This is a genomic window from Pseudomonas sp. FP198 (assembly GCF_030687895.1).
Lineage (GTDB): Bacteria > Pseudomonadota > Gammaproteobacteria > Pseudomonadales > Pseudomonadaceae > Aquipseudomonas.
Window position 1 is genome coordinate 1,643,073 of the sequence record NZ_CP117452.1, and the last position, 26,615, is coordinate 1,669,687.

General features: G+C 60.5%; 17 protein-coding genes and 1 pseudogene. 14 read left to right on the top strand and 4 right to left on the bottom strand.

The window, feature by feature from the left end; all coding sequences use genetic code 11:
- The first annotated feature begins 14 nt into the window (after positions 1–14).
- The gene (locus PSH78_RS07720) at positions 15–1,070 is read left to right on the top strand and encodes an AraC family transcriptional regulator (RefSeq protein ID WP_305499550.1); all 1,056 of its coding nucleotides are present in this window, start codon (positions 15–17) and stop codon (positions 1,068–1,070) included.
- On the opposite strand, the gene PSH78_RS07725 is transcribed toward PSH78_RS07720, so the two are convergent.
- The gene (locus PSH78_RS07725) at positions 1,027–2,481 is read right to left on the bottom strand and encodes a TrkH family potassium uptake protein (protein ID WP_305499552.1); all 1,455 of its coding nucleotides are present in this window, start codon (positions 2,479–2,481) and stop codon (positions 1,027–1,029) included. The genes PSH78_RS07720 and PSH78_RS07725 overlap by 44 nt on opposite strands.
- Before the next feature lie 155 nt (positions 2,482–2,636).
- On the opposite strand from PSH78_RS07725, the gene PSH78_RS07730 reads away from it, so the two are divergent.
- A complete protein-coding gene (locus tag PSH78_RS07730) occupies positions 2,637–3,200 on the top strand; it encodes an NAD(P)H nitroreductase (RefSeq protein WP_305499554.1) in 564 nt (187 codons plus the stop codon).
- A 191-nt stretch (positions 3,201–3,391) separates the two neighbouring features.
- On the opposite strand, the gene PSH78_RS07735 is transcribed toward PSH78_RS07730, so the two are convergent.
- The 3 genes from PSH78_RS07735 to phhA form a co-directional block, all read right to left on the bottom strand.
- Positions 3,392–4,585, bottom strand: a complete 1,194-nt coding sequence (locus PSH78_RS07735) for an amino acid aminotransferase (RefSeq protein ID WP_305499555.1) — start codon at positions 4,583–4,585, stop codon at positions 3,392–3,394.
- Positions 4,585–4,941 carry a 4a-hydroxytetrahydrobiopterin dehydratase gene (locus PSH78_RS07740; protein ID WP_305499557.1) on the bottom strand — a complete coding sequence of 119 codons (357 nt, stop codon included), beginning with the start codon at positions 4,939–4,941 and terminating at the stop codon, positions 4,585–4,587. The genes PSH78_RS07735 and PSH78_RS07740 overlap by 1 nt, the downstream gene beginning before the upstream one ends.
- Before the next feature lie 99 nt (positions 4,942–5,040).
- Positions 5,041–5,826 (bottom strand): phenylalanine 4-monooxygenase, encoded by a 786-nt coding sequence (gene phhA, locus PSH78_RS07745; RefSeq protein WP_305499558.1) that lies wholly within the window; start codon positions 5,824–5,826, stop codon positions 5,041–5,043.
- A 331-nt stretch (positions 5,827–6,157) separates the two neighbouring features.
- On the opposite strand from phhA, the gene PSH78_RS07750 reads away from it, so the two are divergent.
- The 12 genes and pseudogenes from PSH78_RS07750 (at position 6,158) to PSH78_RS07805 (ending at position 26,613) form a co-directional block, all read left to right on the top strand.
- Complete coding sequence (locus PSH78_RS07750; RefSeq protein WP_305499559.1) at positions 6,158–7,717, top strand: sigma-54-dependent transcriptional regulator; 1,560 nt, start codon at positions 6,158–6,160, stop codon at positions 7,715–7,717.
- Between the two features lie 337 nt (positions 7,718–8,054).
- Positions 8,055–8,792 carry a flagellar basal body rod protein FlgF gene (locus PSH78_RS07755; RefSeq protein ID WP_305499560.1) on the top strand — a complete coding sequence of 246 codons (738 nt, stop codon included), beginning with the start codon at positions 8,055–8,057 and terminating at the stop codon, positions 8,790–8,792.
- Between the two features lie 49 nt (positions 8,793–8,841).
- Positions 8,842–9,627 carry a flagellar basal-body rod protein FlgG gene (gene flgG, locus PSH78_RS07760; RefSeq protein ID WP_053120245.1) on the top strand — a complete coding sequence of 262 codons (786 nt, stop codon included), beginning with the start codon at positions 8,842–8,844 and terminating at the stop codon, positions 9,625–9,627.
- 71 nt (positions 9,628–9,698) lie between these two features.
- Positions 9,699–10,394 (top strand): flagellar basal body L-ring protein FlgH, encoded by a 696-nt coding sequence (flgH, locus tag PSH78_RS07765; protein ID WP_305499561.1) that lies wholly within the window; start codon positions 9,699–9,701, stop codon positions 10,392–10,394.
- A 45-nt stretch (positions 10,395–10,439) separates the two neighbouring features.
- Complete coding sequence (locus PSH78_RS07770; RefSeq protein ID WP_305501205.1) at positions 10,440–11,510, top strand: flagellar basal body P-ring protein FlgI; 1,071 nt, start codon at positions 10,440–10,442, stop codon at positions 11,508–11,510.
- Positions 11,511–11,520: 10 nt separating this feature from the next.
- Positions 11,521–12,825, top strand: a complete 1,305-nt coding sequence (gene flgJ / locus PSH78_RS07775) for a flagellar assembly peptidoglycan hydrolase FlgJ (protein WP_305499562.1) — start codon at positions 11,521–11,523, stop codon at positions 12,823–12,825.
- A gap of 10 nt (positions 12,826–12,835) precedes the next feature.
- A complete protein-coding gene (gene flgK / locus PSH78_RS07780; RefSeq protein WP_305499564.1) occupies positions 12,836–14,902 on the top strand; it encodes a flagellar hook-associated protein FlgK in 2,067 nt (688 codons plus the stop codon).
- Between the two features lie 13 nt (positions 14,903–14,915).
- Positions 14,916–16,483 (top strand): annotated as a pseudogene (locus tag PSH78_RS07785) (flagellar hook-associated protein 3).
- A 94-nt stretch (positions 16,484–16,577) separates the two neighbouring features.
- The gene (locus PSH78_RS07790; RefSeq protein WP_305499565.1) at positions 16,578–20,150 is read left to right on the top strand and encodes a glycosyltransferase; all 3,573 of its coding nucleotides are present in this window, start codon (positions 16,578–16,580) and stop codon (positions 20,148–20,150) included.
- 147 nt (positions 20,151–20,297) lie between these two features.
- On the top strand, positions 20,298–23,300 hold the full coding sequence (locus PSH78_RS07795; RefSeq protein WP_305499567.1) for a calcium-binding protein: 3,003 nt from the start codon (positions 20,298–20,300) through the stop codon (positions 23,298–23,300).
- 263 nt (positions 23,301–23,563) lie between these two features.
- Positions 23,564–25,303 carry a type I secretion system permease/ATPase gene (locus PSH78_RS07800; protein ID WP_305499568.1) on the top strand — a complete coding sequence of 580 codons (1,740 nt, stop codon included), beginning with the start codon at positions 23,564–23,566 and terminating at the stop codon, positions 25,301–25,303.
- Positions 25,303–26,613, top strand: a complete 1,311-nt coding sequence (locus PSH78_RS07805; RefSeq protein WP_305499569.1) for an HlyD family type I secretion periplasmic adaptor subunit — start codon at positions 25,303–25,305, stop codon at positions 26,611–26,613. Before PSH78_RS07800 ends, PSH78_RS07805 begins: the two co-directional genes overlap by 1 nt.
- Positions 26,614–26,615: the final 2 nt, after the last annotated feature.

Consider the following 26,615-nt stretch of genomic DNA (forward strand, 5'->3'; position numbering starts at 1 on the left):
GCAAGCAAAACGTCATGAGCGAACGAACGACTTCTTCAAGCTGGGCGATGGGGATTGTCAAGGCGTTGGAAATGGACGGCCTGGACTGTCGGGCGCTGTTCAAGCAGCTGGCGCTGGATTTTGCTGCGCTGGAGGATCCCGACGCGCGCTTTACCCAGGACTCGATGACGCGGCTCTGGCAATTGGCGGTGGCGCGCTCCGGCAACCCCGCCATCGGCCTGAACATGGGCAAGGTGGTGCGCCCGGCATCGTTCCATGTGGTCGGTTACGCGTTGATGTCCAGTCGCACGCTGGTCGAAGGCTTCCAGCGGCTGGTGCGCTACCAACGGATCATTGCCGAAAGCGCCGACTTGAGTTTTCGTCATCTGGAGGAGGGCTACGGGCTGATTCTCACCGTGCATGGCGATCACCTTCCGCCGACCCGGCAAAGTGCCGAAGCCTCCCTGGCCTGCGCGCTGTCCCTGTGCAGTTGGTTGACCGGACGCACCTTGCATCCGGTAAAGGTACTGTTCCAGGGTTCCGAACCCGTTGACCTGGCACCTTATCAACAGGCTTTTGGCGCGCCGCTGGTGTTCGATGCCCCCTACGATGCGCTGATTTTCCTGCAGGAGGACATGGAGGCGCCGTTGCCCACGGCCAACGAGGCCATGGCGCAGCTCCACGATCGGTTTGCCGGCGAATACCTCGCGCGTTTTTCCGGAAGCCGCGTGACCCACCAGGCGCGGCAGGTGCTCTGCCGACTGCTGCCCCGGGGCGAGCCCAAGCGGGACGTGGTCGCGCAGACCCTGCACTTGTCGCAACGTACCTTGCAGCGGCGCTTGCAGGATGAGGGCACGAGTTTCCAGAACTTGCTGGACGATACGCGCCGCGAACTGGCCGAGCAGTACCTGGCGCAGCCGACCATGACGCTGCTGGAAGTGGCTTATCTGTTGGGGTTTGCCGACCCGAGCAATTTTTTCCGGGCTTTTCGGCGCTGGTTCGGCACCACGCCCGGCGAATACCGGGCGCGGGCTGTAGCGACGCCGGTCAGTGACGCCAGAACGCCGGAATACACAGCACGAACACCGTAATGATTTCCAGCCGGCCGAGCAGCATGCCGCCGGAAAGAATCCACTTGGCGGCGTCCGGCAGCGGGGCGAAGTTGCCGGCCGGGCCGATGGTCTCGCCAAGCCCCGGGCCGACACCGGACACGGTACTGGCCGCGCCGGTCAGTGCCGTCATCCATTCGACGCCCAGCAGCGACAGCAGCAGCGCGATCACGCAGATGGTGATGGCGAAGAAGAACGAGAATGTCAGGATCGACCGGACGATTTCTTCGTCGAGGCGGTGACCGTTGTATTTCTGCTTGATCACCGCGCGCGGGTGGATCAGTTGGTTGAGGTTGGCCCGAAGCAGGATGTAGGCGACCTGGAAGCGGAAAATCTTGATCCCGCCGGCGGTCGAGCCCGAGCAGCCGCCAACGAAACCCAGGTAGAAGAACAACATCAGCGAGAAATTGCCCCACAGGCTGTAGTCGCCCAGGGCAAAACCGGTGGTGGTGACGATGGACGTCACGTTCAGCGCCACGTGCCGCAGGGCGTCGAGCCAATGCAGGTCGGTGGTGGCCCAATACCAGGTGCCGAGCACCAGCCAGGTGACCAGCAGCACGCCGATCAGCCCCTGGACTTGCTGGTCCCTGATCAGTGCACGGCGGTTGCCGCGCAGGGTCGAGACGTAGAGGGCGAACGGCAGGCTGCCGAGGATCATGATGACAATGGCGACCCAATGCACGGCCGGTTGCGTCCATTTGGCCAGGGACAGGTCGGAGGTGGAAAAACCGCCGGTGGAAATGGCTGACATCGAATGGTTGATCGCATCGAACAGACTCATCCCGGCCCACCACAGTGCCAGCGTGCCGAGAATGGTGATGCCGACGTAGGAGGCCACGATCAGCCGCGCCACCATGTGCGAGCGCGGCATGACTTTCTCCGAGCGATCGGACGATTCGGTCTGGAACAGCCGCATGCCACCGATGCGCAACAGCGGCAGAATCGCCACCGCCATGCCGATGAAGCCGATACCGCCGAGCCAGTGCAGCAGCGAGCGCCACATCAGGATCCCCGGCGACATCGTGTCCAGGCCGCTGAGGACCGTTGCACCGGTGGCGGTGATGCCCGACATGCTTTCGAAAAAAGAATCGGTGTAGCTGATGTGCTGGGTCAGCAAGAACGGCAGCGCGGCAAAGACACACACCACCAGCCAACTGCTGACCGTCAGCAGGTACATGTCCCGGGGGCGCAGATGGATGTGCTCGGGGCGTCCGGGAAGAATCAACGCGAGGCCGGCGACAAAGGTAATCATGCTCGACCAGAGGAACGATGGCAGGTCGCTGGTGCGTTCGTAGATCAGCAACGTGGCCATCGGCACGATCATGAAGATCGCCAGGGTGATCAGGAAGATGCCGATGATGAAACCAATGATCCGCAGGGTCGGCAACGCCATGAAGTCCGCTCGGGCTGATAGGGGAAAGGGCGCCATTCTACCTGTGACAAGCGGCATGTAAACCGGCGCCCGGCGCTGCTTGCAACTGAATTTGCACTAACGAACTGGCGGCACAAGCCACTAGAATAGCCGAACATTTTTCCAGGAGGTCGCCGATGCAGGCTCTCGACGCTTTGCTCAACCGTGTTTCCGTTCCGCGTCTGGTGGACCCTGCGCCCACGCCCGAACAACGCCAGATCATGTTCGCCGCAGCGATGCGTGCGCCGGATCATGGCCAACTGCGCCCGTGGCGTTTCCTGACCGTCGAAGGCGAAGCACGTCACCGCATGGGTGAGCTGTTGGCCGAGGCGGCACGCTTCAATGATCCGCTGGTACCGGAAGCGGTGGTGGAAAAGGCCCTCAACGGCCCGCTGCGCGCGCCCTTGGTCGTGGTGGTGATCGCGCGATTGCAGGACCATTTCAAGATTCCCAAGCCTGAGCAATTGCTGGCAGCCGGTTGCGCGGCCCATGGGATCTTGCTGGCCGCTTATGCCCAGGGGGTTGGCGGGGTGTGGCGTACCGGGGAACTGGCGTATTCGCCCCACGTCGCGCGGGGGCTGGGCCTGGAAGAAGGGGAGGAGGTGATCGGCTTCCTTTACCTGGGCACACCGCAAAAAGAGGCGCGCGCCGCGCCGCAGGAAGATATCGGGCCGTTTGTGCAGGAATGGACCGGCGCCTAGAAAACCAGCCTGGCCGTTGGCGGAGGGAATTTATCTGTGGCGAGGGGATTTATCCCCGTTGGGCTGCGAAGCAGCCCTTAAAGCTGACGCCTCGGGATATCAAGTGGCTCGATACAAAATCTTGGGGTTGCTACGCAACCCAGCGGGGATAAATCCCCTCGCCACAACGGATGTCTAGCCACAGACGTTACTTACTTGCAAACATCCGCAATCGCCAGCGCCAGCGCATCCAGGCGCGTCGCGTCGATGCCGGCGACGTTGGCCCGGCCGGTGCCGACCATGTAGACGCTATGGCGCTCGCGCAGTTGCCTGACCTGTTCCGGCAAGAGGCCGGTGTAGGAAAACATACCGCGTTGCACCCCCATATGGGCGAAGCGTTCGCGCAGACCGTGGGGTTCGAGCGCTTCCAGCAGGCCGCTGCGCAACTGCGCGATGCGCAGGCGCATGGCTTCCACTTCGTCGGCCCACAAGCCTTTCAACTGCGGATCGCCAAGGATCGTCGCAACCACCGCCGCACCATGGTCCGGTGGCGTCGACCACAGGTTGCGCGCGATGTTCGCCAGTTGGCTGCGGATGTCGATCAGTTTCTCCCCATCGCGCGCACATACGATCAGCGCACCGGTGCGGTCGCGATAAAGACCGAAGTTCTTCGAGCATGAACTGGTGACCAGCACTTCGGGCAGCGCTTCGGCGAACAACCGCACAGCCCAGGCGTCCTGCTCCAGCCCGTCGCCAAAGCCCTGGTAGGCGAAGTCGATCAGCGGCAGCAGGCTGCGGCTGCGCATTACGTCGAGCACCTGGCGCCATTGCTCATGGGTCAGGTCGAAACCGGTGGGGTTGTGGCAGCAGGCGTGCAGCAGCACCACGTCACCCTTTGGCACCTGGCTCAGGGTTGCCAGCATTGCCTCGAAATCCAGGCGGTTGTCGGCACCGACGTAGGGGTAGTGGCTGGCCTTGACGCCGGCGGCGGCGAAGATGGTTTCGTGGATCGGCCAGGTCGGGTTGCTCAACCAGACGCCGCGGCCCGGCAGGCACTGGGCGATGAAGTCGGCGCTCAAGCGCAGGGCGCCGGTACCGCCCGGCGTCTGGGTGGCGCCGGCGCGTTTGGCAGCAAGCAATGGCGAGTCGGCGCCGAGCACCAGTTCATTGATCAACCGGCCGAACGCGGCGTCACCATGGCCACCGATGTAGGTCTTGGTGAACTGGCGGTCCACCAGTTGCTGCTCGGCCTGTTTCACTGACTGGAGAATCGGCGTCAGGCCCTGGGCATCCTTGTAGACGCCCACGCCCAGGTCGAACTTGCCAGGATTGCTGTCCGCCCCGTAGGCCTCCATCAGGCCGAGGATCGGGTCGCCGGGCACGCGGCCGATGGCATCGAAATGCATTACTTGCGGCCCTCGGCGGTCTTGGCGACGTCGTCGGTACGGGCGGCCATGATGAAGTCGTTGCGGTGCAGGCCCTTGATGGAGTGGCTCCACCAGGCCACGGTGACTTTGCCCCACTCGGTGAGCAGGCCCGGGTGATGCCCTTCGGCCTCGGAGATTTCACCGACCGCGTTGGTGAACGCCAGGGCGTGCTTGAAGTTCTTGAACAGGAAAACCTTTTCCAGCTGCATCACGCCGTCGCGCACTTCGATGTTCCAGTCGGGGATCTGCTTGATCAGGATCGGCAGTTCTTCGTCGCTGACTTGCGGGGCATCGGCGCGGCAGGCTTCGCAATGGGCTTGGTTCAAAGTGTTCATGGTGTGTTCCCGGATCGAATATTTGAAAAACGTCGATGCGTCCACGCTAAAGCAAAGCCGCATGGCGCAACAGACTCAATTAAAAGCAAAAGTAGCGGTTCACGCCGCTTTCGGTGGAAATTTCGGCGCGTGCAGGCCCAGTTCCCGGCCGCGCCTGACCATGCCCATGATGTCCTCGTGGGCCAGGTCGAACAGGCGCTTGAGCTCGGGCAGGACGAAATACACCGGCTGCAGGATGTCGATGCGATACGGCGTGCGCATGGCCTCCAGCGGGTCGAAGGCCTGATGCTCCGGCTCGTCCGACAGGCAATAAACGGTTTCCTTGGGGGAAGACAGGATGCCGCCGCCGTAGATGCGCCGACCGTGCGGGGTGTCCACCAGGCCGAACTCGATGGTCATCCAGTAGAGGCGCGCCAGGTAAACGCGTTCTTCCTTGGAAGCCTGTAGGCCAAGTTTGCCGTAGGTGTGGGTAAATTCAGCGAACCATGGGTTGGTCAGCAGCGGACAGTGGCCGAAGATCTCGTGGAAAATATCCGGCTCTTGCAGGTAATCGAGTTCTTCACGGGTACGAATAAACGTCGCGACCGGAAACTGTTTGCTGGCGAGCAGTTCGAAGAACGTCTGGAACGGAATCAGCGCCGGTACCCGGGCGACTTGCCAGCCCGTGGTCGCGCCGAGCACCTTGTTGATTTCCCCCAGTTGCGGGATGCGGTCGTGGGGCAGGCCAAGCTTGTCGATGCCGTCCAGGTATTCCTGGCACGCACGGCCTTCAATGACCTTCAGCTGGCGGGTGATCAGCGTATTCCACACCGCGTGTTCTTCGGCGGGGTAGTCGATAAAACCTTGCGCATCGGGCTCGCGGGCCACGTATTGCGTCTGCTTCATGCTGCTCTCCTGCTGATATCCCTCAAGGGAAGACTTGTTTTTTGTTATGTCCAGCGATGCGTTAGAGATAACTCGAAGCAGGGGCGCGTGCAGCAAGCCGACTCAGGACTGAAAGGCTTTTCAGTGGTGGATTCGTAAACTTTTCGTTACGGATTTGCGGGTATAGCCGCTTTGAAGGGATGTCAGGCTGTAAAACCTCCTACAACTGTCACATAATCTTGACGACTATTTGCGCTGCCAGGCAAAAACCTCGTGGCGAGGGAGCTTGCTCCCGCCGGGCTGCGCCGCAGTCCTCTATCCCAAACGCTTGCCTACACACATCGGGCCTCTTATGCGCATCAAAGTCCATTGCCAGAATCGCATCGGCATCCTGCGGGACATCCTCAACCTGCTGGTGGAATACGGCATCAACGTCGCTCGTGGCGAAGTGGGGGGCGAGCACGGCAATGCGATCTACCTGCATTGTCCGAACCTGATCAATATCCAGTTCCAGGCGTTGCGTCCGAAGTTCGAAGGGATCGCCGGGGTATTCGGCGTCAAACGGGTAGGGCTGATGCCCAGCGAACGTCGGCACATGGAGCTCAACGCCTTGCTCGGCGCCCTCGAGTTTCCGGTGCTGTCCATCGACATGGGCGGCTCTATTGTCGCGGCCAACCGGGCGGCGGCGCAGTTGCTCGGAGTGCGGGTCGACGAAGTGCCGGGCATCCCGCTGTCCCGCTACGCCGAGGATTTCGACTTGCCGGAGCTGGTGCGCGCCAACCAGTCGCGTATCAACGGGCTGCGGGTCAAGGTCAAGGGCGATGTGTTCCTGGCCGACATCGCCCCGCTGCAATCGGAACACGACGACAGCGAAGCCATGGCCGGCGCGGTGCTGACCCTGCACCGCGCCGACCGGGTCGGCGAGCGTATCTACAATGTGCGCAAGCAGGAGCTGCGCGGCTTCGACAGCATTTTCCAGAGTTCGAAAGTGATGGCGGCAGTGGTTCGCGAGGCGCGGCGCATGGCCCCGCTGGACGCGCCGCTGTTGATAGAAGGCGAAACCGGCACCGGCAAGGAACTGCTGGCCCGCGCCTGTCACCTGGCCAGTCCGCGCGGGCAGTCGCCGCTGATGGCGCTCAACTGCGCCGGGCTGCCGGAGTCCATGGCCGAGACCGAGTTGTTCGGCTACGGCCCCGGTGCCTTTGAAGGCGCCCGGGCCGAAGGCAAGCTCGGCCTGTTGGAGCTGACTGCGGGAGGCACGCTGTTCCTCGACGGCGTTGGGGAAATGAGCCCGCGCCTGCAAGTGAAGCTGCTGCGCTTTTTGCAGGACGGATGCTTTCGTCGCGTCGGCAGTGACGAAGAGGTCTACCTGGATGTCAGGGTGATCTGCGCGACCCAGGTCGACTTGTCCGAACTCTGCGCCCGAGGGGAATTCCGTCAGGATCTGTACCACCGCTTGAACGTGCTTTCGTTGCACATCCCCCCGCTGCGTGAATGCCTCGATGGGCTGGAGCCATTGGTGGAACATTTTCTCGACCAGGCCAGCCGCCAGATCGGCTGTCCGCTGCCAAGGCTTGCCCCGGCGGCGATGGAACGTCTCAGCCACTACCATTGGCCGGGCAACGTCCGGCAGTTGGAAAACGTGCTGTTCCAGGCCGTTTCCCTGTGCGACGGCGGGAAGGTCAAGGCCGAGCACATCCGCCTGCCGGACTATGGCGTGCGCCAACCCCTTGGCGATTTTTCCCTGGAGGGTGGGCTGGACGAGATCGTCGGGCGTTTCGAGAAAGCGGTGCTGGAGCGCTTGTATTCCGAACATCCCAGCAGCCGGCAACTGGGCAAGCGGCTAGGGGTTTCCCATACGACTATTGCCAACAAGTTGCGTGAGTATGAAGTCGGTAAAACCGAGTCATAGCTATTTATCTATTGTGTTTGTGCCGGCCATCGCGAGCAAGCTCGCTCCCACAGGGTTTTCCAAATGCACCCCAACCCGCAGAGCGCTGAAGATCCAATGTGGGAGCGAGCTTGCTCGCGATGGCGGCAGTGGCCATCACCCGGGGACAAGCATTGCCACCCACCGGCATGACACCGCCGGTTTTTCGTCTTCGATACACTCCCATAATCCCTTCCTGTTCCTCCAAGTCCTTTGTTTACCGTGCTCATCAGCGCCAGAAAAAAGTTGGTCTGCTAATTGCTTAAGGCTCTGCAACACAGCAGTGGGCGGCAAACGTCCGGCATGCAGAGGAACGACAGTGGACAAGTACCTTTATGTGGCAATGACCGGCGCCAGCCAGAACGCACTGGCGCAGCGGGCCCATGCCAACAACCTGGCGAACATCTCCACCAACGGTTTTCAGAAAGACCTGGAGCAGGCACGTTCGATGCCGGTGTTCGGCGACAGCTTTCCGGCGCGGGCGTTTGCCATGTCTGAACGGCCTGCTACCGATTTCACCCCGGGTGCGCTGATTGAAACCGGCCGTGAACTGGACGTGGCGGTCAGCGGGCCGGGCTGGATGGCCGTGCAGAACCCCGACGGTGGCGAAAGCTACGTGCGCACCGGCAGCCTCAACGTCGACGCCCTTGGCGTGCTGCGCGCCGGCAACGGCATGCCGGTGATGGGCAACGGCGGTCCGATCGCCGTGCCGCCAGAGCAGAAAATCGAAATCGGCCAGGACGGCACCATCAGTATCCGCGCCATGGGCGAAGGCCCACGGGTGATGGCTGAAGTGGACCGCATCAAGCTGGTCAACCCGGACCTCAAGACCATGACCAAAGGCCTGGACGGCTCGATCCGTTCCAAGGACGGCCAGCCGGCGCCCATCGATGGCAACGTGCAGTTGGTATCGGGGTTCCAGGAAGCGAGCAACGTCAATGCCGTGGATGAGATGACTTCGGTGCTGGCCCTGGCCAAGCAGTTCGAGCTTCACGTCAAGATGATGACCACCGCCAAAGAAGGCGATGAGGCCATGGCTCGGGTCTTGCAGATCTAATCATTAATTACAGCGCTGCGCCGAAAAACAGGCGTATGAGGAGAATCGAATGCTTCCGGCTCTTTGGGTTGCCAAAACAGGTCTGTCCGCCCAGGACACCAACCTTTCCACTATTTCCAACAACCTGGCGAACGTCTCGACCACGGGTTTCAAACGTGATCGCGCCGAGTTCCAGGACCTGCTCTACCAGGTAAAACGCCAGCCAGGCGCCCAGTCGACCCAGGACAGCGAATTGCCGTCGGGCCTGCAAGTGGGTACCGGTGTGCGTATTGTCGGCACCCAGAAAAACTTCAACGCTGGTAGCCTGCAAACCACCGAGCAGCCGCTGGACATGGCCATCGACGGTCGCGGTTTCTTCCAGATCCTGCAGCCGGACGGCACCACGTCCTACACCCGTGACGGTACCTTCCACCTCGACTCCAACGGCCAGATCGTCAACGCCAGCGGTTTCGCCCTGGAGCCGGCCATCGTCATCCCGAACGATGCGCAGACATTCACCGTGGGCCGTGACGGCACCGTGTCCATCACCGTGGCGGGCAACCCGGCCGCGCAGGTGATCGGTAACCTGCAGACCGCTGACTTCATCAACCCGGCCGGCCTGCAGGCGGTGGGTAACAACCTGTTCCTGGAAACCGCTGCCAGCGGCGCGCCGCAAGTCGGCACCCCGGGCCTGAACGGTTTCGGCACCACGCTGCAGAACACCCTGGAAACCTCCAACGTGAGCACCGTCGAGGAGATGGTCAACATGATCACCACCCAGCGCGCCTACGAGATGAACTCCAAGGTGATCTCCACCGCCGACCAGATGCTCTCGTTCGTCACGCAGAACCTGTAATACGTCGCTAAATCCGTCATTACGTAGATAGGGCGGCCCCAGGGTCGCCTGCAACACCAAGAGGTAGGGTCATGAATCGCTTTGTATCTGTTCTGGCATTGAGTGGGATTACCGCGCTGGCGGGCTGTGTCGCGCCAACGCCCAAGCCCAATGACCCGTATTACGCTCCGGTGTTGCCACGCACGCCGTTGCCGGCTGCCGCCAATAACGGCTCGATCTACCAGGCTGGCTTCGAACAGAACCTGTACAGCGACCGCAAGGCTTTCCGGGTCGGTGACATCATCACCATCACCTTGAACGAGCGGACCCAGGCCAGCAAGAACGCCAACTCGCAAATCGACAAGACCAGCCAGACCAGCGTCGGCCTGACGTCGCTGTTCGGCTCCAGCCTGACCACCAACAACCCGATCGGTGGCGGCGACCTGAGCCTCAACGCCGGCTACGGCTCCGACCGGTCGACCCAAGGCGACAGCCAGTCCGGCCAGAGCAACAGCCTGACCGGTTCGATCACCGTGACCGTCGCCGATGTACTGCCCAACGGCATCATCGCCGTACGCGGCGAGAAGTGGTTGACGCTCAATACCGGTGACGAACTGGTGCGCATCGCTGGCATGGTCCGCGCCGATGACATTTCCACCGACAACACTGTTCCGTCGACCCGCGTGGCCGATGCGCGCATCACCTATTCGGGCACTGGTGCCTTTGCCGATGCGAGCCAGCCAGGTTGGTTCGACCGTTTCTTCCTCAGCCCGAAGTTCCCTTTCTAGGTGATCAAGTTGAATCTTAAACAGCTGTTGATCGGTGCCCTGGTGATGTCGGCAGCCTTCAGCGCTCAAGCCGAGCGCCTGAAGGACATCGCCAGCATTTCCGGCGTGCGTTCCAACCAGTTGATCGGTTACGGCCTGGTCGTGGGCCTGAACGGTACCGGTGACCAGACCACCCAGACTCCATTCACCCTGCAGACTTTCAACAACATGCTGTCGCAGTTCGGCATCAAGGTGCCGGCCGGCTCCGGCAACGTGCAGTTGAAGAACGTCGCGGCGGTGTCGATCAGTGCCGACCTGCCGCCGTTCGCCAAGCCCGGCCAGCAAGTGGATATCACTGTCTCGTCCATCGGTAACTCGAAGAGCCTGCGTGGCGGCACCTTGCTGCTGACCCCGCTCAAGGGTATCGACGGCAACGTCTACGCCATCGCCCAGGGCAACCTGGTGGTGGGCGGGTTCGATGCCGAGGGTCGTGATGGTTCGAAGATCACCGTCAACGTTCCGTCGGCCGGCCGTATTCCCGGTGGTGCGTCGGTTGAACGTGCCGTGCCGAGCGGCTTCAACCAGGGCAACAGCCTGACCTTGAACCTCAACCGTTCCGACTTCACCACGGCCAAGCGCATCGTCGACAAGATCAACGACATGCTCGGCCCAGGCGTGGCCCAGGCCATCGACGGTGGCTCGATTCGCGTCACCGCGCCACTGGATCCGAGCCAGCGCGTCGACTACCTGTCGATCCTCGAAAACCTCGAGGTCGATCCGGGCCAGGCGGTGGCGAAGGTCATCATCAACTCGCGTACCGGCACCATCGTGATCGGTCAGAACGTCAAGGTTTCGCCGGCCGCCGTGACCCACGGCAGCCTGACCGTGACTATCACCGAAGACCCGATCGTCAGCCAGCCGGGGCCATTGTCCAACGGCCAGACCGCCGTGGTTCCGCGCTCGCGGGTCAATGCCGAGCAGGAAGCCAAGCCGATGTTCAAGTTCGGCCCGGGCACCACCCTGGATGAGATCGTCCGGGCGGTGAACCAGGTCGGCGCGGCACCGGGCGACCTGATGGCGATTCTCGAAGCCTTGAAGCAGGCCGGCGCGTTGCAAGCCGACCTGATCGTGATTTAAGGAACGAGCCATGGATATGCGCAAGGGCGCTTTGATCAGCGGCGATTCGGGGTCCTACTCGGACCTCAACCGCCTGAACCAGCTCAAGGTCGGCGACAAGAACAGCGACGGTAACCTGCGCAAGGTGGCGCAGGAGTTCGAGTCGCTGTTCCTTGGCGAGATGCTCAAGTCCATGCGTTCGGCCACCGAAGCGATGGGCAAGGACAATCCGATGAATACTGCCGAAGCCAAGCAGTATCAGGAAATGTACGACCAGCAGCTGGCCGTTTCGATGTCTCGCGAGGGCGGCGGTATCGGCCTGGCCGACGTGTTGCTGCGCCAGATGTCGAAGAACAAACCGACGGCGCCAGGTGAGGCGGCTACGTTGTCCGCCGCCAAGCAGCAAGAGGCGCTGGACAAGGTGACCAAGCCGGTTGCAACGCCGGTGGCCGCCGGAACGCTGCCCACCGACGGGCCTTTGTCGCGCACCAATGGCCAGCGCCCGCTGTGGGCTTCGCGGGCCGTGAACGCGCCGCAAGGTGCAGGCGAGGGCGTGCACCGCAACGATATGGAATTGCTCAACCAGCGTCGCCTGGCGCTGCCGCCGAAACTGGCCGACCGCCTGCTCGCCGGGCTGGTGCCCGCGGCTGCGGCCTCGACCGAGGCGCCCGCACAGAACATCCTGCCTGACCGCGCCGTTGCCGCCGTCAAGCCGGCCACCGGCGAATTGGCCAATGGTGACTGGCTGGCCGCGCTCAAGGATTCCGAGGCCAAAGGGCAGGTACAGGTTTATGGGCGCGCCGTGGCACAACCGCCACTGGCGCCGGCCCGCAAAGCGTTCCGCGATGCCGATGAATTCGTCAATGCGATGTTGCCGATGGCCAAGGAGGCCGCCGAGCGCATCGGTGTCGATCCGCGTTACCTGGTGGCCCAGGCCGCCCTGGAAACCGGTTGGGGTAAATCGGTCATGCGTCAGCCTGATGGCAGCAGCAGTCACAACCTGTTCGGCATCAAGGCCAGCAAGAACTGGACGGGCGATTCGGCGCGGGCAATCACCAGCGAATTCCGCAACGGTGAGATGGTCAAGGAAACCGCCGAGTTCCGTTCCTACGCGTCGTACCGCGACAGCTTCCATGACCTGGTCAATCTGCTGCAAAGCAACAGTCGCTATCAAGCTGTGCTGAAGTCGGCCGATAACCCGGAACAGTTTGTACGCGAGTTGCAGAAGGCCGGTTACGCCACCGACCCGAACTACGCCAGCAAGATTTCGCAGATAGCTCGGCAGATGACGAGTCCACAAAACTTCGCTTCGGCAAGCGCTACCACGATTTTATAAGGATTGAACCATGAGTCTGCTCAACATAGGGATGTCGGGCCTGTCGGCCAGCCAGTTCGCCCTGTTAACCACGGGTAACAACATTGCCAACGTCGATACCGATGGGTATTCGCGCCAGCAGACCGTGCAGGGCACCAAGGCTTCCAATCAATACGGCAACGTGTTCATCGGTTCCGGCACCACCCTGGCCGACGTGCGGCGGGTATACAACGCCTATCTCGAAGCGCAGTTGAAGACCACCACCTCGCTCAACAGCGACGCGGCGGCCTACCAGTCGCAGATTTCCCCGCTCGATGCGCTGTTGTCGGACACCGGCACCGGTCTTAATGGTGCCCTGACCAAGTTCTTCGCCTCGGTGCAGAACGTCAACGCCAAGCCGGGCGACGATGCGTCCCGCCAGCTGCTGCTCAGCGATGCCCAGGCCATGAGCGCCCGGTTCAATTCCGTCGCCAGCGAGCTGAACAAACAGAGCGAGACCATCAACGGCAACCTCAAGACCATGGTCGAGCAGGTCAACAGCCTGGCTAACACCGTGGCTCAGTTGAACAAGAAAATCGCCGAGGTTTCCAACAGCGGTGGCGCACCCAACGACCTGCTCGATGCTCGCGGCGAAGTCATTCGGCAGATGTCCAGCCTGACCGGCACCCAGGTCGTGGAAAACGGCAGCAGCCTGGACATCTACCTGGGCTCCGGCCAGCCTCTGGTGCTGGGCACCACGGTCAACAAACTGGAAACCTCGCCGGACAAGAACGATCCGGGACGCCTGGGCATTCAGCTCAACAGCGGTTCCAGCGTCATGGACCTGACTTCGGTGCTCACCGGCGGCGAAATCGGCGGCCTGATGCGCTACCGCAGCACCGTGCTCGACCCGGCCATGAACGAGCTGGGGCGCGTGGCCCTGGTCGTTGCCGACCAGATGAACGCCATCCAGGCCTCGGGCATCGACCGCAACGGTGATTTTGGCTCCAACCTGTTCTCCAATATCAACAGCGCCGCGCAGGTAAGCCAGCGCAGCGTAGCGTCGCTGAACAACAGCACCGGGTCCGGCAACTTCGAAGTGGCCATCAAGGACACCGGCAAGCTGAGCACCAATGACTACAAGGTCACCTTCACCAGCGGCACCGACTACACCGTGCAGCGCCTGCCCGACGGCACGTCGATGGGCAGCTTCAGCACCACGACCAATCCACCGCCGGAAATCGACGGTTTCTCGATGAAATTCGTCAACGGCACGGCGGCAACCGGCGACTCGTTCAAGCTGACCCCGACCCGCAACGCGGCGGCCAGCATCAAGACCGAGATGACCGACTCCAAGCGGCTGGCGATCGCCGCGCCGCTGGGCGCCGCCATCGCATCCGGCGGCAGCGGCACGCTGAGCATTCCGGCCAGCGGCCAGCCGACCCTGACGACCAAGCTGGACATCTACGATTCCGCCACCACCACCATCATCCAGAATGGCATCAAGACGTCCACGCCGGTCAAGGTGGTGTTCGGTGATCCGTCCGCCGACGGCACCAGCCAGCCGTATCAGTTGCTCGATGCCCAGGGCAACGAGATCAGTACCGGTTCGATCAAGCCCGGAGAAAGCAACACCCTGAACCTGACCATTCCGCTCAAGGATGCCAATGGCAACCCGATCACGGATGGCGCGACCCCGCCGGTACAACGCACGGTCGCTTTTGAAATGAGCATCGCCGGCGCACCGACCAAAGGTGCCGCCATCAACGTCACGCTTACCCAACCCGGCAGCCTGGACAACCGTAACGGCACCGCCCTGGCCGACCTGCAGACAGGCAAGACTGTCGACACCAACAGCAACAGCAAAGGTATTTCCCTGAGCGATGCCTACGGCAAATTGGTCGAAGGCGTCGGTGCCAAGGCCGCCCAGGGCAAGCTCGACAGCGCCGCCACTGGCGCGATCCTGAAAAATGCCTCGGACGCCCGCGACTCGCTGTCCGGCGTCGACCTGGACGAAGAGACCGGGAACCTGGTGAAGTTCCAGCAGTACTACACCGCGTCCTCGCAGATCATCAAGGCGGCGCAGGAAATATTCAGCACTTTGATCAACAGTCTTTAAGGAGTCGTAGCCCATGCGAATTTCCACCAATCAGTTTTATGACACCTCGGCTGCGAACTATCAGAAGAACTTCGCAAAAGTCCTCAAGACCATGGAAGAGAGCTCAAGCCAGGTTCGCGTGAACACCGCAGCCGATGATCCGGTGGGCGCTTCGCGTCTGCTGCAGTTGGGTACCCAGGCGGCGTTGCTCGACCAGTACGAAACCAACACTAAGACCATCAGGGCGACCCTGGGCACTACTGAAGCGGTCATGGAGAGCATTGAGAACGTGCTGCAGCGCGCCAGGGAACTATCCGTGAGTGCCGGTAACGCCGGCTACACCGATGCTGACCGTCAAGCCACTGCCTCGGAGCTGGGACAGATCGAAGAGCAGTTGCTGAGCCTGATGAACTCCAAGGACGAAAACGGCAAGTACATCTTCGCCGGGTCCAAGGGCGACACCATCCCGTTCACCCGCAACGACGATGGCACCTACAGCTATAACGGTGATCAGGTCACCCTCGACCTGCCGATCGGCGATACCATGTCCATGGCCACCAACAGCACCGGCTGGGAAGTGTTCCAGCAAGCCGTCAATACCAGCCGCAGCCAGGTCACCATGACCGCGCCGGCAGTCAACGACGGTCGTGTCGTGCTGTCCGACGGCCAGGTGTCGTCCAGTGTCAGCTACAACAGCAAGTTTCGCAGCGGCGAGCCGTACACCGTGGAATTCGTCAGCGGCACGCAGCTGAAAATCACCGACTCGCTCGGTAATGACGTGACGGCGGAAGCCAGCCAGGGCGGCAGTTTCGACCCTGCCAGCAAGAGTGGTCAGGCAGTCCAGTTCCGTGGCGTGGAGCTGACCCTGAACATCAATCTGCAAACGGGTGACGACCCCGCCACGGTGTTGCCAGGGCGCACCTTCACGCTGGCTGCCAAGCCGGACACCTTTGTTCCGACACGCAGCCCCGGCAACCCGACAGCGGTACAGATCACCGGCAGTGAGATCACCGACCCGGTGGCGTACCACGCCAGTTTCCCTACCGGTTCGGCAGTGCTGAAGTTCACCAGCGCTACCGATTTCGAACTTTATGCCGCGCCGCTGACCGCTGACAGCCGGCCGGTTTCCAGCGGCACCCTCGCCGGTAACGTGGCAACAGCTTCGGGCGTCAGCTTCACCCTGAACGGCGCGCCCGCCGCGGACGATCAGTTCAGCGTCGCAATCAACACCCACGAAACCCAGAATATCCTGGACACCGTGAGCCAGTTGAAGAAGGTGTTGAACACCCCTACCAATGGTGACCCTCTCAAGGTACAGAAAACTTCAGGCTTCGTTGGCTTCCGGTATCGGTAACCTGGCGAGCGGCACCGATCAACTCTCCAGTGCCCGGAGTTCGGTCGGCGGTCGGGGTCAGTCGCTGGATACCCAAAGCGGCACCAACCAGAGTCTGGTCCTGGCCAACCAGCCAGACCCAATCGTCGATTCGTGATTCCGACTCAGCCGAAGTATTGATCCGCCTGACGATGCAAAGCACCATGCTGCAAGCCTCGCAACTGGCCTTCAGCAAAATCGCCCAGCTGGGCCTGTTCAACAAGATCTGAGCCGGGATCGACCGAGCCGCCAACCGTCTTTTTTTAAGCGGTTTCGGGGCTCCGGCCTGAAAAGGTCGGGGCCCGCCGCTCGAGAGTTTTAACCGTGAATTCACTCCCACTCGTAAGCATCGTCATCCCCGCGTACAACCCTCGGTTCTTCGACCAGGCACTGCTCAGCGCCCTGGCGCAGACTTACGAAAATATTGAGATCATCGTTTGCGACGATTCGCCTGGCGATGAAATCCGCCATATCGTCACATCCTTCACAGAACCGGCCCATCCGATCCGTTATCTGAAAAACCCACAACGGCTGGGGCTTCAGGGCAACCTGTTGCGCTGTGTCGAAGAGGCGCAGGGCGAGTTCATCAAGGTGTTGTGCGATGACGACCGTCTGTTCGCGCCGAGCATTGCGATGCAGGCCCAGGCGTTGTTGGACCATGCTGACGTGAGCGTTGTGTTCGCGCTTCGATTGTTGTGTGACGCAGGTAACTTCATCCTGCCACCCCGCGTGGACAATTGCCGTTTCTCGCCAAATGACGCTTTGCTCAAGGGCGACGACATGCTGGCGATTTTCGAGAGCACGCCAACCAATTTCATTGGCAATTTCAGTTCGGCCCTGATGCGTCGCGCCGATGTGCTGGAATTGTTGCCTGCGTTGATCCAGGACGGTGCCGGTTTTGTCGCGGTGCTCGATTTTGCCTTGTTTGTCTGCCTGATGCGTCGCGGCAATCTGATTGCCTTGAACACCGTGTTGAGTGTCGAACGCCTCTACCCGGAGCGTTTGAGCAAGACCCCGGAGATGCTCAAGGCCGCAAAAACAGAGTGGGAATGGCTGGCGCAGATGCTGGTTGCGCGCAGTGGTGAAGCGGCTCCGGCCTCGGGTTGGGTGCGCTGCATCGATTTGAATAAGATCACTGACCAGCCTCATGCGTGGCAGGAGCTCTGCGTAACCCGCGTATTGGGCAACCGCAATACCGTCGTCAATGGTCGAGTGGGCGCGCAAAGTGAGAGTTATGCGGACTTCTATCGCGAATGGCTGGCCGTGCGTCGGTTCAGTGAGGTGGAGCGACGCGTCATGCCCGCGCGGGTGGACAGTTGGCCGTTTCGGCCGAATATCGTGCCTTTGATCATCGACGCTCTCGGCGATGCGCCGTCACTTGCGGCGACGTTACGTAGCATCAAGGACCAGTTATATCCAGCACAGGCCGTGGTGGTGCTTTCCGATGCCCATTGCGAAGTGGACGGGCGAGTGCTGCAACTGCCTTATCAGGCCGATTGGCCGAGCCAGTTCAATGCCATCGTTCCACAGCTGGAAGGTGCGCACTGGTTCTACGTGCTGCGAGCGGGCGACGTGCTGCGCGAGTCGGCGTTGCTGATCCTGGCCGAGCGCGTCGCCGGGAAACAGGGCATCCTTTGCGTCTACAGTGATGAAGGCGCGTTGGTGGACGGCGAGTCCTTCGAACCGGTGTTCAAGCCGGATTTCAACCTGGACCTGATGCGCGCCTATCCCTATGTGGGTCGGACCCTGGCTTTCGAGCGTGAACGATTCATGGCCCTTGGTGGTTTTGAACCGGATCACGGTGAACTGGCGCCCCATGATCTGCTCTGGCGCCTGGTGGAAGAGGCTGGCCCTCAGACCATAGAACACATCGCGGAAATCCAGGTCGAGTCGGTCCTGAGCTTCGCCCAATGGTTATCGCTGCCCGAGGTCATCGAGGGCAATGCCCGATTGGTGGGCGCGCACCTGGACCGTATCGGCATCGATCATGAGATCTCGCCGGATACGTTGCCGTTGCTCAATCGCATCAACTATCGACACGGTGGACGGCCACTGGTTTCGATCATCCTGCGTACCGGTGACTCGCTTGCAGCGTTGCAGCGTTGCGCCGAGAGCCTGATCGAACGCACGGCCTACACCCATTATGAAATCCTGATCGTGGACAGCGGCGTCCGGGACCCGGCCATGCTTGATTGGCTCGAGAACATGTCGCAGCTGGGCGCAAGCATGTTGCGGGTGCTGCGTCATGTCGGTGAGGGAAATGATGCAGCGGTGCGTAATTTCGCCGCTACTCAGGCCCGGGGCGAGTACCTGCTATTGCTGAGTCCGCACCTGGTTGTTTACGAAAATGACTGGCTGGACGAGATGGTCAATCATGCCCAGCGTCCTGAGGTGGCGGTGGTCGGTGCGAGGATTCTCAGTCCTCAAGGCACGATTGTTGCCGGGGGGCAGATTCTCGGGTTGGCTGGGCCTGTGGGCACGCCGTTCTACGGGGAGCCAGCGGCTTCGCGCGGCTACATGCAACGTTTGCATACGACCCAGAACTGGAGCTCAGTCAGCAGTGACTGTCTGATGGTGCGCAAGCAGGTTTTCGATGAACTTGGCTGCCTGGACGATGCGTCTTTCACCTTCGGCCTCAGCGATGTCGACCTGTGCCTGCGCGCAGGCAAAAACGGCTATCTGGTGGTCTGGACGCCTTACGCCACGGTCATGAAAAATGACCCGCAATCGACCGCAGCCCAGCCAGAAGAAAACACGTTGGTAGAACGCGAGCGCGAAGTCTTCTTTCGCAAATGGCTGCCGCAGATCGCCCGGGATCCGGGCTACAACCCTGCGATGAGCCTCGGGGCGTCCAGCTTCAGCCTGGAACCTTCGTTGCGCAACAATTGGAACCCGTTCTGCACCCGCGCCCTGCCATTGATACTTGGCTTGCCGGTCAACGCCACCGCAGTCGGTCATTATCGTGTTACGGCCCCGTTGGCCGAATTGGAGGCCGCGGGGCGGGTAATCGCCCGGGTCGCCTACGAGTCGCCTTCCACCGTTGATATCGAGCGTCTGTCGCCGGACACGATCGTATTGCAGGGGCGCTACAGCGAAGGGGCCGCCGGCGATATTCTCAGAATGAAGAAATATTCCGGTGCGTTGCGGATTTTCGAACTCGACGATTATGTCGTCCAGGCGCCCAAGAAAAACACGCATGCGCGCAACAAGCCGGCCAATATCGAACAGATGCTGCGCGAAGGAATAGGATTGTGTGATCGCGTGGTGGTGACGACACCTTCGCTCGCGGATGCCTTGTCCAGTATGCACAATGAAATCCGCATCGTACCCAATATGCTGCCGCCCGAGCCGTGGGCGAAGCTGACCAGCCGGCGTGGCGCCTCCTCCAAGCCTCGGGTGGGCTGGGGGGGAGGGACCAGCCATAGTGGCGACCTGGAAATCATTGCAGACGTGGTTCGCGAGCTGGCAAATGAAGTGGAGTGGGTATTCTTCGGCATGTGCCCGGATGTGCTGCGGCCATACATCCATGAGTTCCACGGCTCGGTCGCCCTGAGTACCTATCCATTCAAGCTGGCCAGCTTGAACCTCGACCTGGCCCTGGCCCCGCTGGAGTTCCATATCTTCAACGACTGCAAGAGCAATCTGCGCTTGCTGGAATACGGAGCGTGTGGCTATCCGGTCATCTGCACCGACACCAAGGCCTACGACGGTTTTCTGCCTTGCACCAAAGTGCGCAGCAACAGCACCGAGGAATGGATCGCGGCAATCCGCATGCATCTGGCCGACCCGGAAGCCAGTTACCGCATGGGTGACGAACTGCGCGAAGCGGTATTGCGCGACTACATGCTCAGCGGCAAAAACCTGCAGCATTGGTTGTGGGGGTGGTTGCCGGATTGACTCGGGCAAAAGGCGACTTCAGTAGCCTTTGTGTTCTTACCTGAATTGCCAAACTTATAGGCTGGTAAACGCTTTTTTTGATCACAAGTGGCGCTGAACTGTCGCTTGGACGGCACCCGCTTTCTAAACGGAGCAAGGAAGAGGCAAATGACAGTGATTAATGGAACAAGCAGCGTAGATACGCTGGCCGGAACCAGCGGCGATGATGAAATTTATGGTTTAGGTTCGAATGATGTTCTCTTGAGCAGTGCTGGGGCGGACAAACTGGATGGGGGGACAGGAGTCGATACGGCGGATTATTCAGCGTCGACGGCTGCTATTAACATCGATATTCGCAACGGTGTGGGTAGGGCTGGCATCGGTGGCGACGCAGAAGGCGACACGTTATCGGCGGTGGAAAAGGTCATCGGGACGGCTTTCGATGACACTTTCACCAGCGCGATTGGTAACGTGACCTTTGAAGGCGGCTCCGGTAACGATATCTACAACGTGGCTACAACCGGTGTGAAGATCATCGAACAGGACAACGGCGGTTTCGACGAACTGCGCACCAGCGCCGCAACGACCACCATGGACGTGTTCGTCGAAAAAATGGTGTACACGGGCACGGGCTCTTTTACCGGTTACGGCAACACCGGTGACAACATCATTATTGGCGGTGCAGGCAACGACGTTTTGTTTGGTGGTGACGGCGCTGATCAGTTCTTCGGCGGTGCGGGGCTTGATGTGGTCGGTTATATCGACAGTAAAGTGGCCGTGAACATCAATCTCAAGACTGGTGTCCATTCTGGTATCGCAGCAGGCGATACTTTCACCGACATTGAAGTCATTCGTGGCACAGGCGCTGCTGATACCGTGGTGGCTGATGACCGGGCCATCGGTTTTGATGGTGGGGCAGGTGTCGACACCATGGATTATTCTGCTTCTTCTGCCGCCATTGACATAGACATCCGCAACGGTGTGGGTAGGGCTGGCATCGGTGGCGACGCAGAAGGCGACACGTTATCGGCGGTGGAAAAGGTCATCGGGACGGCTTTCGATGACACTTTCACCAGCGCGATTGGTAACGTGACCTTTGAAGGCGGCTCCGGTAACGATATCTACAACGTGGCTACAACCGGTGTGAAGATCATCGAACAGGACAACGGCGGTTTCGACGAACTGCGCACCAGCGCCGCAACGACCACCATGGACGTGTTCGTCGAAAAAATGGTGTACACGGGCACGGGCTCTTTTACCGGTTACGGCAACACCGGTGACAACATCATTATTGGCGGTGCAGGCAACGACGTTTTGTTTGGTGGTGACGGCGCTGATCAGTTCTTCGGCGGTGCGGGGCTTGATGTGGTCGGTTATATCGACAGTAAAGTGGCCGTGAACATCAATCTCAAGACTGGTGTCCATTCTGGTATCGCAGCAGGCGATACTTTCACCGACATTGAAGTCATTCGTGGCACAGGCGCTGCTGATACCGTGGTGGCTGATGACCGGGCCATCGGTTTTGATGGTGGGGCAGGTGTCGACACCATGGATTATTCTGCTTCTTCTGCCGCCATTGACATAGACATCCGCAACGGTGTGGGTAGGGCTGGCATCGGTGGCGACGCAGAAGGCGACACGTTATCGGCGGTGGAAAAGGTCATCGGGACGGCTTTCGATGACACTTTCACCAGCGCGATTGGTAACGTGACCTTTGAAGGCGGCTCCGGTAACGATATCTACAACGTGGCTACAACCGGTGTGAAGATCATCGAACAGGACAACGGCGGTTTCGACGAACTGCGCACCAGCGCCGCAACGACCACCATGGACGTGTTCGTCGAAAAAATGGTGTACACGGGCACGGGCTCTTTTACCGGTTACGGCAACGCCGGTGACAACATCATTATTGGCGGTGCAGGCAACGACGTTTTGTTTGGTGGTGACGGCGCTGATCAGTTCTTTGGCGGTGCGGGGCTTGATGTGGTCGGTTATATCGACAGTAAAGTGGCCGTGAACATCAATCTCAAGACTGGTGTCCATTCTGGTATCGCAGCAGGCGATACTTTCACCGACATTGAAGTTATTCGTGGCACAGGTGCTGCCGACACCTTCATCGGCGGGTCACAAGCGATGGGACTCGATGGAGCGCTGGGTACAGACTTGGCCAGCTATGAACAATCCACGAGCGCGGTGACCATCGACCTGACAACGAATGTGAACGCAGGTGATGCTGCGGGTGATACGTTTACCGCGATCGAGATATATCAGGGCTCTAGCTTCAATGACACGCTGTTGGGTTCTGCTAAAGCCGACATTTTTATCGGCGGTGCGGGCGCCGATGTCATTGATGGACGAGGGGGAGTGGACCAGGCTTGGTATATCAACAGTGCTGCTGCTGTGGAGATCAATCTCCAGACGGGTATTCACCAAGGAGGCGACGCCCAAGGCGATGTGCTGACTAACATTGAACGGATCATGGGCAGCCAGTTTAATGACTCGATGACAGGAGACAGCCTGGCTAACTGGATGGAGGGTGGGTTGGGCAGTGACACCATTTATGGTGGCGATGGTGCCGATTACATTTATGGTGGTTTGTACACGGCTACAGGCCCGATGCTTCCTGGTGGCGCTACTAACGTTGCTCAGGCCGATCAGCTTTATGGTGGCCTCGGCGATGATGCGATCACAACGGCCACGCTGGATACCGGAACGATGGCTTATGGCGAGGCAGGCAACGACGGTATTGCGGTATACAGCGGAACTGCTGATGGTGGGGCCGGCAACGACATTCTGTTGGGCAGAGGGGATGGTTTCCGTTTGTTGGGCGGAGCAGGCGATGACACTTTGACTGTCGCCGAAGGTGGTCAGGGGTTCGTCAATGGCGGCCAGGATGACGATACTTACGTCATTGATACTTACGGCCAGGTCACGATCAAGGATGACGGCACAGGAGGATTTGACCGGGTGATGCTGAACGGCATGGCGTCGATGGACACGATAACGACCGTGCGAAGTGGCAATGATGCCTATATCTTCAATACCTCCAGCTACCATTCTGGCCAGCCTCTTTCGGACATGGGCGTGAAGCTGCAGGATTGGTACGCGGGCTTCAACACCATCGAACAGTTCCATACGTCCAATGGAGATGTCTTTACGATCCCCGCATAACAGCGCCCCCTTGTCCGGGGAGTTCGATCAAAAGCAGGCTACAGGAACGCCTCTGTGTCTTATTGAACCAGAGGCTTTTATTTATCCACAGGATGGGCGCAATCTTACGCAGGCGAGTCCTGCCGTAGGCGGACTGTCTGGTGCGGAACTTGCAGTCCAGCGCAAGGCGCTCGAAGAGCGTCAAGTTTCCTTACGACCTCTGTCATCGAGTCAGTATTGACTGGTGACATGGATGTCATGAAAAACCAAGGGATGGATAACAGTTGAAAACCCCTAACGCTGCCAGTGCGCCTGTTGTCGCGCCTCCATTGAAGTCGGCACTGCGCCGGGGGCTGATAGGCGCCGCGCTGTTTTCCGGGGTGATCAATATCCTGGCGCTGATCGGCCCGGTGTTCATGCTGGAGGTCTACGACCGCGTCATTCCCAGCCAGAGTGTTCCGACTCTGGTCGCCCTGGGGCTCCTGGCGCTAGGGGTCTATGCGCTTTCGGGGCTGCTGGATATCATTCGTTCACGGGTCATGGTGCGAATTGCCTCCTCGCTGGACCTGGCGCTGTCATCCAAGGTCTTCAACGTCATCGCCGGTGCGTCACTGAAGACACCCATTACCGGCGACGCCTTGAAACCGGCCCAGGAGCTGGACCAGATTCGCGGTTTTATTGGCGGACCGGGCCTGGTGGCTTTTTTCGATTTGCCCTGGACGCCGGTCTACCTCGCCATCTGCTTTTATATCCATCCGCTGTTTGGCCTTTTGACCGTCGGCCTGATGGCCATCCTTATCGGCCTGACCCTGATCACCGACCGCCAGACCCGCAAGCTGATGCAGACTTCGGCCGATGCGTTGAACAAGCGCAACCACCTCGGTCAGCAAGCTCACCAGAACGCCGAAGCGCTGATGGCCATGGGCATGTTGGCCAATACGTCGAATATCTGGCAGAAGAGCCACAGTACCTTCATCACCCTGCAGCGACGCTTGATCGACATCGGCGGTTTTTACGGTGGCATCTCCAAGACCTTGCGCCAGGTCGTGCAGTCGGCCGCCCTGGCCCTTGGGGCTTGGCTGGTGATCAAAGGTGACTTGAGCGGTGGCACGATGATCGCGGCGTCGATCATCGTGGCGCGAACCCTGGCACCGGCTGAGCAGGTGATTGCCACGTGGCGAAGTCTGCTGGGTGCCCAGATAGCCTGGAAGAAGCTGGTGGAAGTGTTCGCCCTGTTCCCTGATGCCCAGAGCAAGACCGAGCTACCCGCTGCTCATCGCAGTTTGCAGGTCGAAAACGTTTTTGCGGCGCCGCCCGGCGCACAGCACCTGACCTTGCAAAATATCAACTTCATGGTCGCCGCGGGTACTGCCGTAGGCGTGGTAGGACCGAGTGCATCGGGCAAGTCATCACTGGCGCGCGTGCTGGTCAACGCCTGGACGCCGGCCCGCGGGCATGTGCGGCTCGATGGTGCGCCGCTCGATCTGCTGACCGAACAGGCGCGAGGCAAGTTGATCGGCTACCTGCCTCAAAGCGTCGGTCTGTTCACTGGAACCGTCGCCCAGAACATCGCCCGGCTGGACCCTGCTGCACAGGACAGCGCAATTGTCAGCGCTGCGCAATTGGCCGGCGTGCATGAGCTGATCCTGCAATTGCCCCAAGGCTATGAAACCCAGGTGGGCGAGGGCGGGGTCAACCTCTCGGCCGGCCAACGGCAACGGGTGGCGCTGGCCAGGGCGCTGTTTGGTGATCCGTTCCTGGTGGTGTTGGACGAGCCGAATTCAAACCTCGATGCCGAAGGCGAGCAGGCGCTGGCCAAGGCCATCCTGGCGCTCAAGGCCCGTGGTGCAATCGTGATAGTGATTGCCCACCGCACCAATATCCTGTCGGTGATCGATCAGGTGCTGATCCTCGAACAGGGCGTACAGACCGCTTACGGTCCGAGGGATGTCGTCCTTAAACGCTCTCCCGCAGCGCCTCCCCGGCCCTCCAGCAATGTTGTGGAACTGGGAGCGTCGAACTGATGCATACCGATCAAGAAGTCACTCTGACCGCTTCCTTGTCCCGTCATCTGCGTTGGGGCGCTATCTCGTTGCTGGTGCTGCTCGGCGGAGGGCTGACCTGGGCGGTATTCACCAATCTGTCCGGCGCCGTCATCGCCACCGGTGTGGTCGCGGTGGAGGGCAGCGTCAAGACCGTCCAGCATCCTACCGGTGGCATCGTCGCCGAATTGCTGGTCAAGGAAGGACAGGCCGTTGCCGCCGGGGACGTACTGTTGCGCCTCGATGCCACTCTGCCCGCCGCCAGCCAGGCCATTGTCAGTAAATCATTGAACCAGGCCTGGGCTCGGCTGGCTCGCCTGGAGGCCGAGCGCGACAATGCCGGCGAAGTCGCAATACCCAAAGAGTTGATGACTCGCATGAGCCTGGAAGAGGCCAAGTCGGTCATGGCTATCGAGCAGCAATTGTTCTTCGACCGTCGAGCATCCCGCGAAGGCCAGAAAAAACAGCTTCGCGAGCGCGTTCAGCAACTCAACGAAACCATTGCCGGCCATGACATCCAGCAGAAAACCAAGCTGGAAGAAATCGAGCTTATCGACTCGGAATATCAGGCGGTCAAGACGCTGTTCGACAAAGGCATGATGACCCTCGACCGGGTCAATGCCCTGGCCCGGGGGATTGCCCGGCTGCGCGGCGAACGCGGTCAATTGATGGCCTCCATCGCCGAGGCACGGGGCAAGATCGCCGAAACCGAGTTGCAACGGCTCCAGGTCGACCAGACCTTCCGCAGTGAGGTGTCCCAGGAACTGCGCGACCTGCTGGCCCGCCAGGGCGAACTGATCGAGCGGGAAATCACTGCCAGCGACCAGCTCAAACGCATCGACATCACCGCGCCTATCGCCGGGCGCGTGCAGCAATTGGCGGTACATACCATCGGCGGCGTCATCTCACCGGCCGAAGGGCTCATGCAGATCGTGCCGGCAAACGATGAATTGTTGGTGGAGGCGAAGATCAGTGCGCAGGACATTGATCAATTAACTGTCGGGCAATCCGCGACCTTGCGCTTGAGCGCGTTCAACCGCAGCACCACCCCCGAACTGACCGGCACCGTGGTGCGGCTGTCGGCGGATCTGATTCAGGACGAGCGTACCGGAGTAGGGTTTTATCGGGCAGGCATTCGTATTCCCAAAGAACAAGTCGAGCGGATATCCGGCCTTACGCTGGTGCCGGGCATGCCGGTCGAGTCGCTCATAAAAACGGGCGACAGAACGGTGTTGTCTTATTTACTCAAGCCTATTGGAGATCATGCCCAGCGGGCATTCAGGGAAGGCTAGTT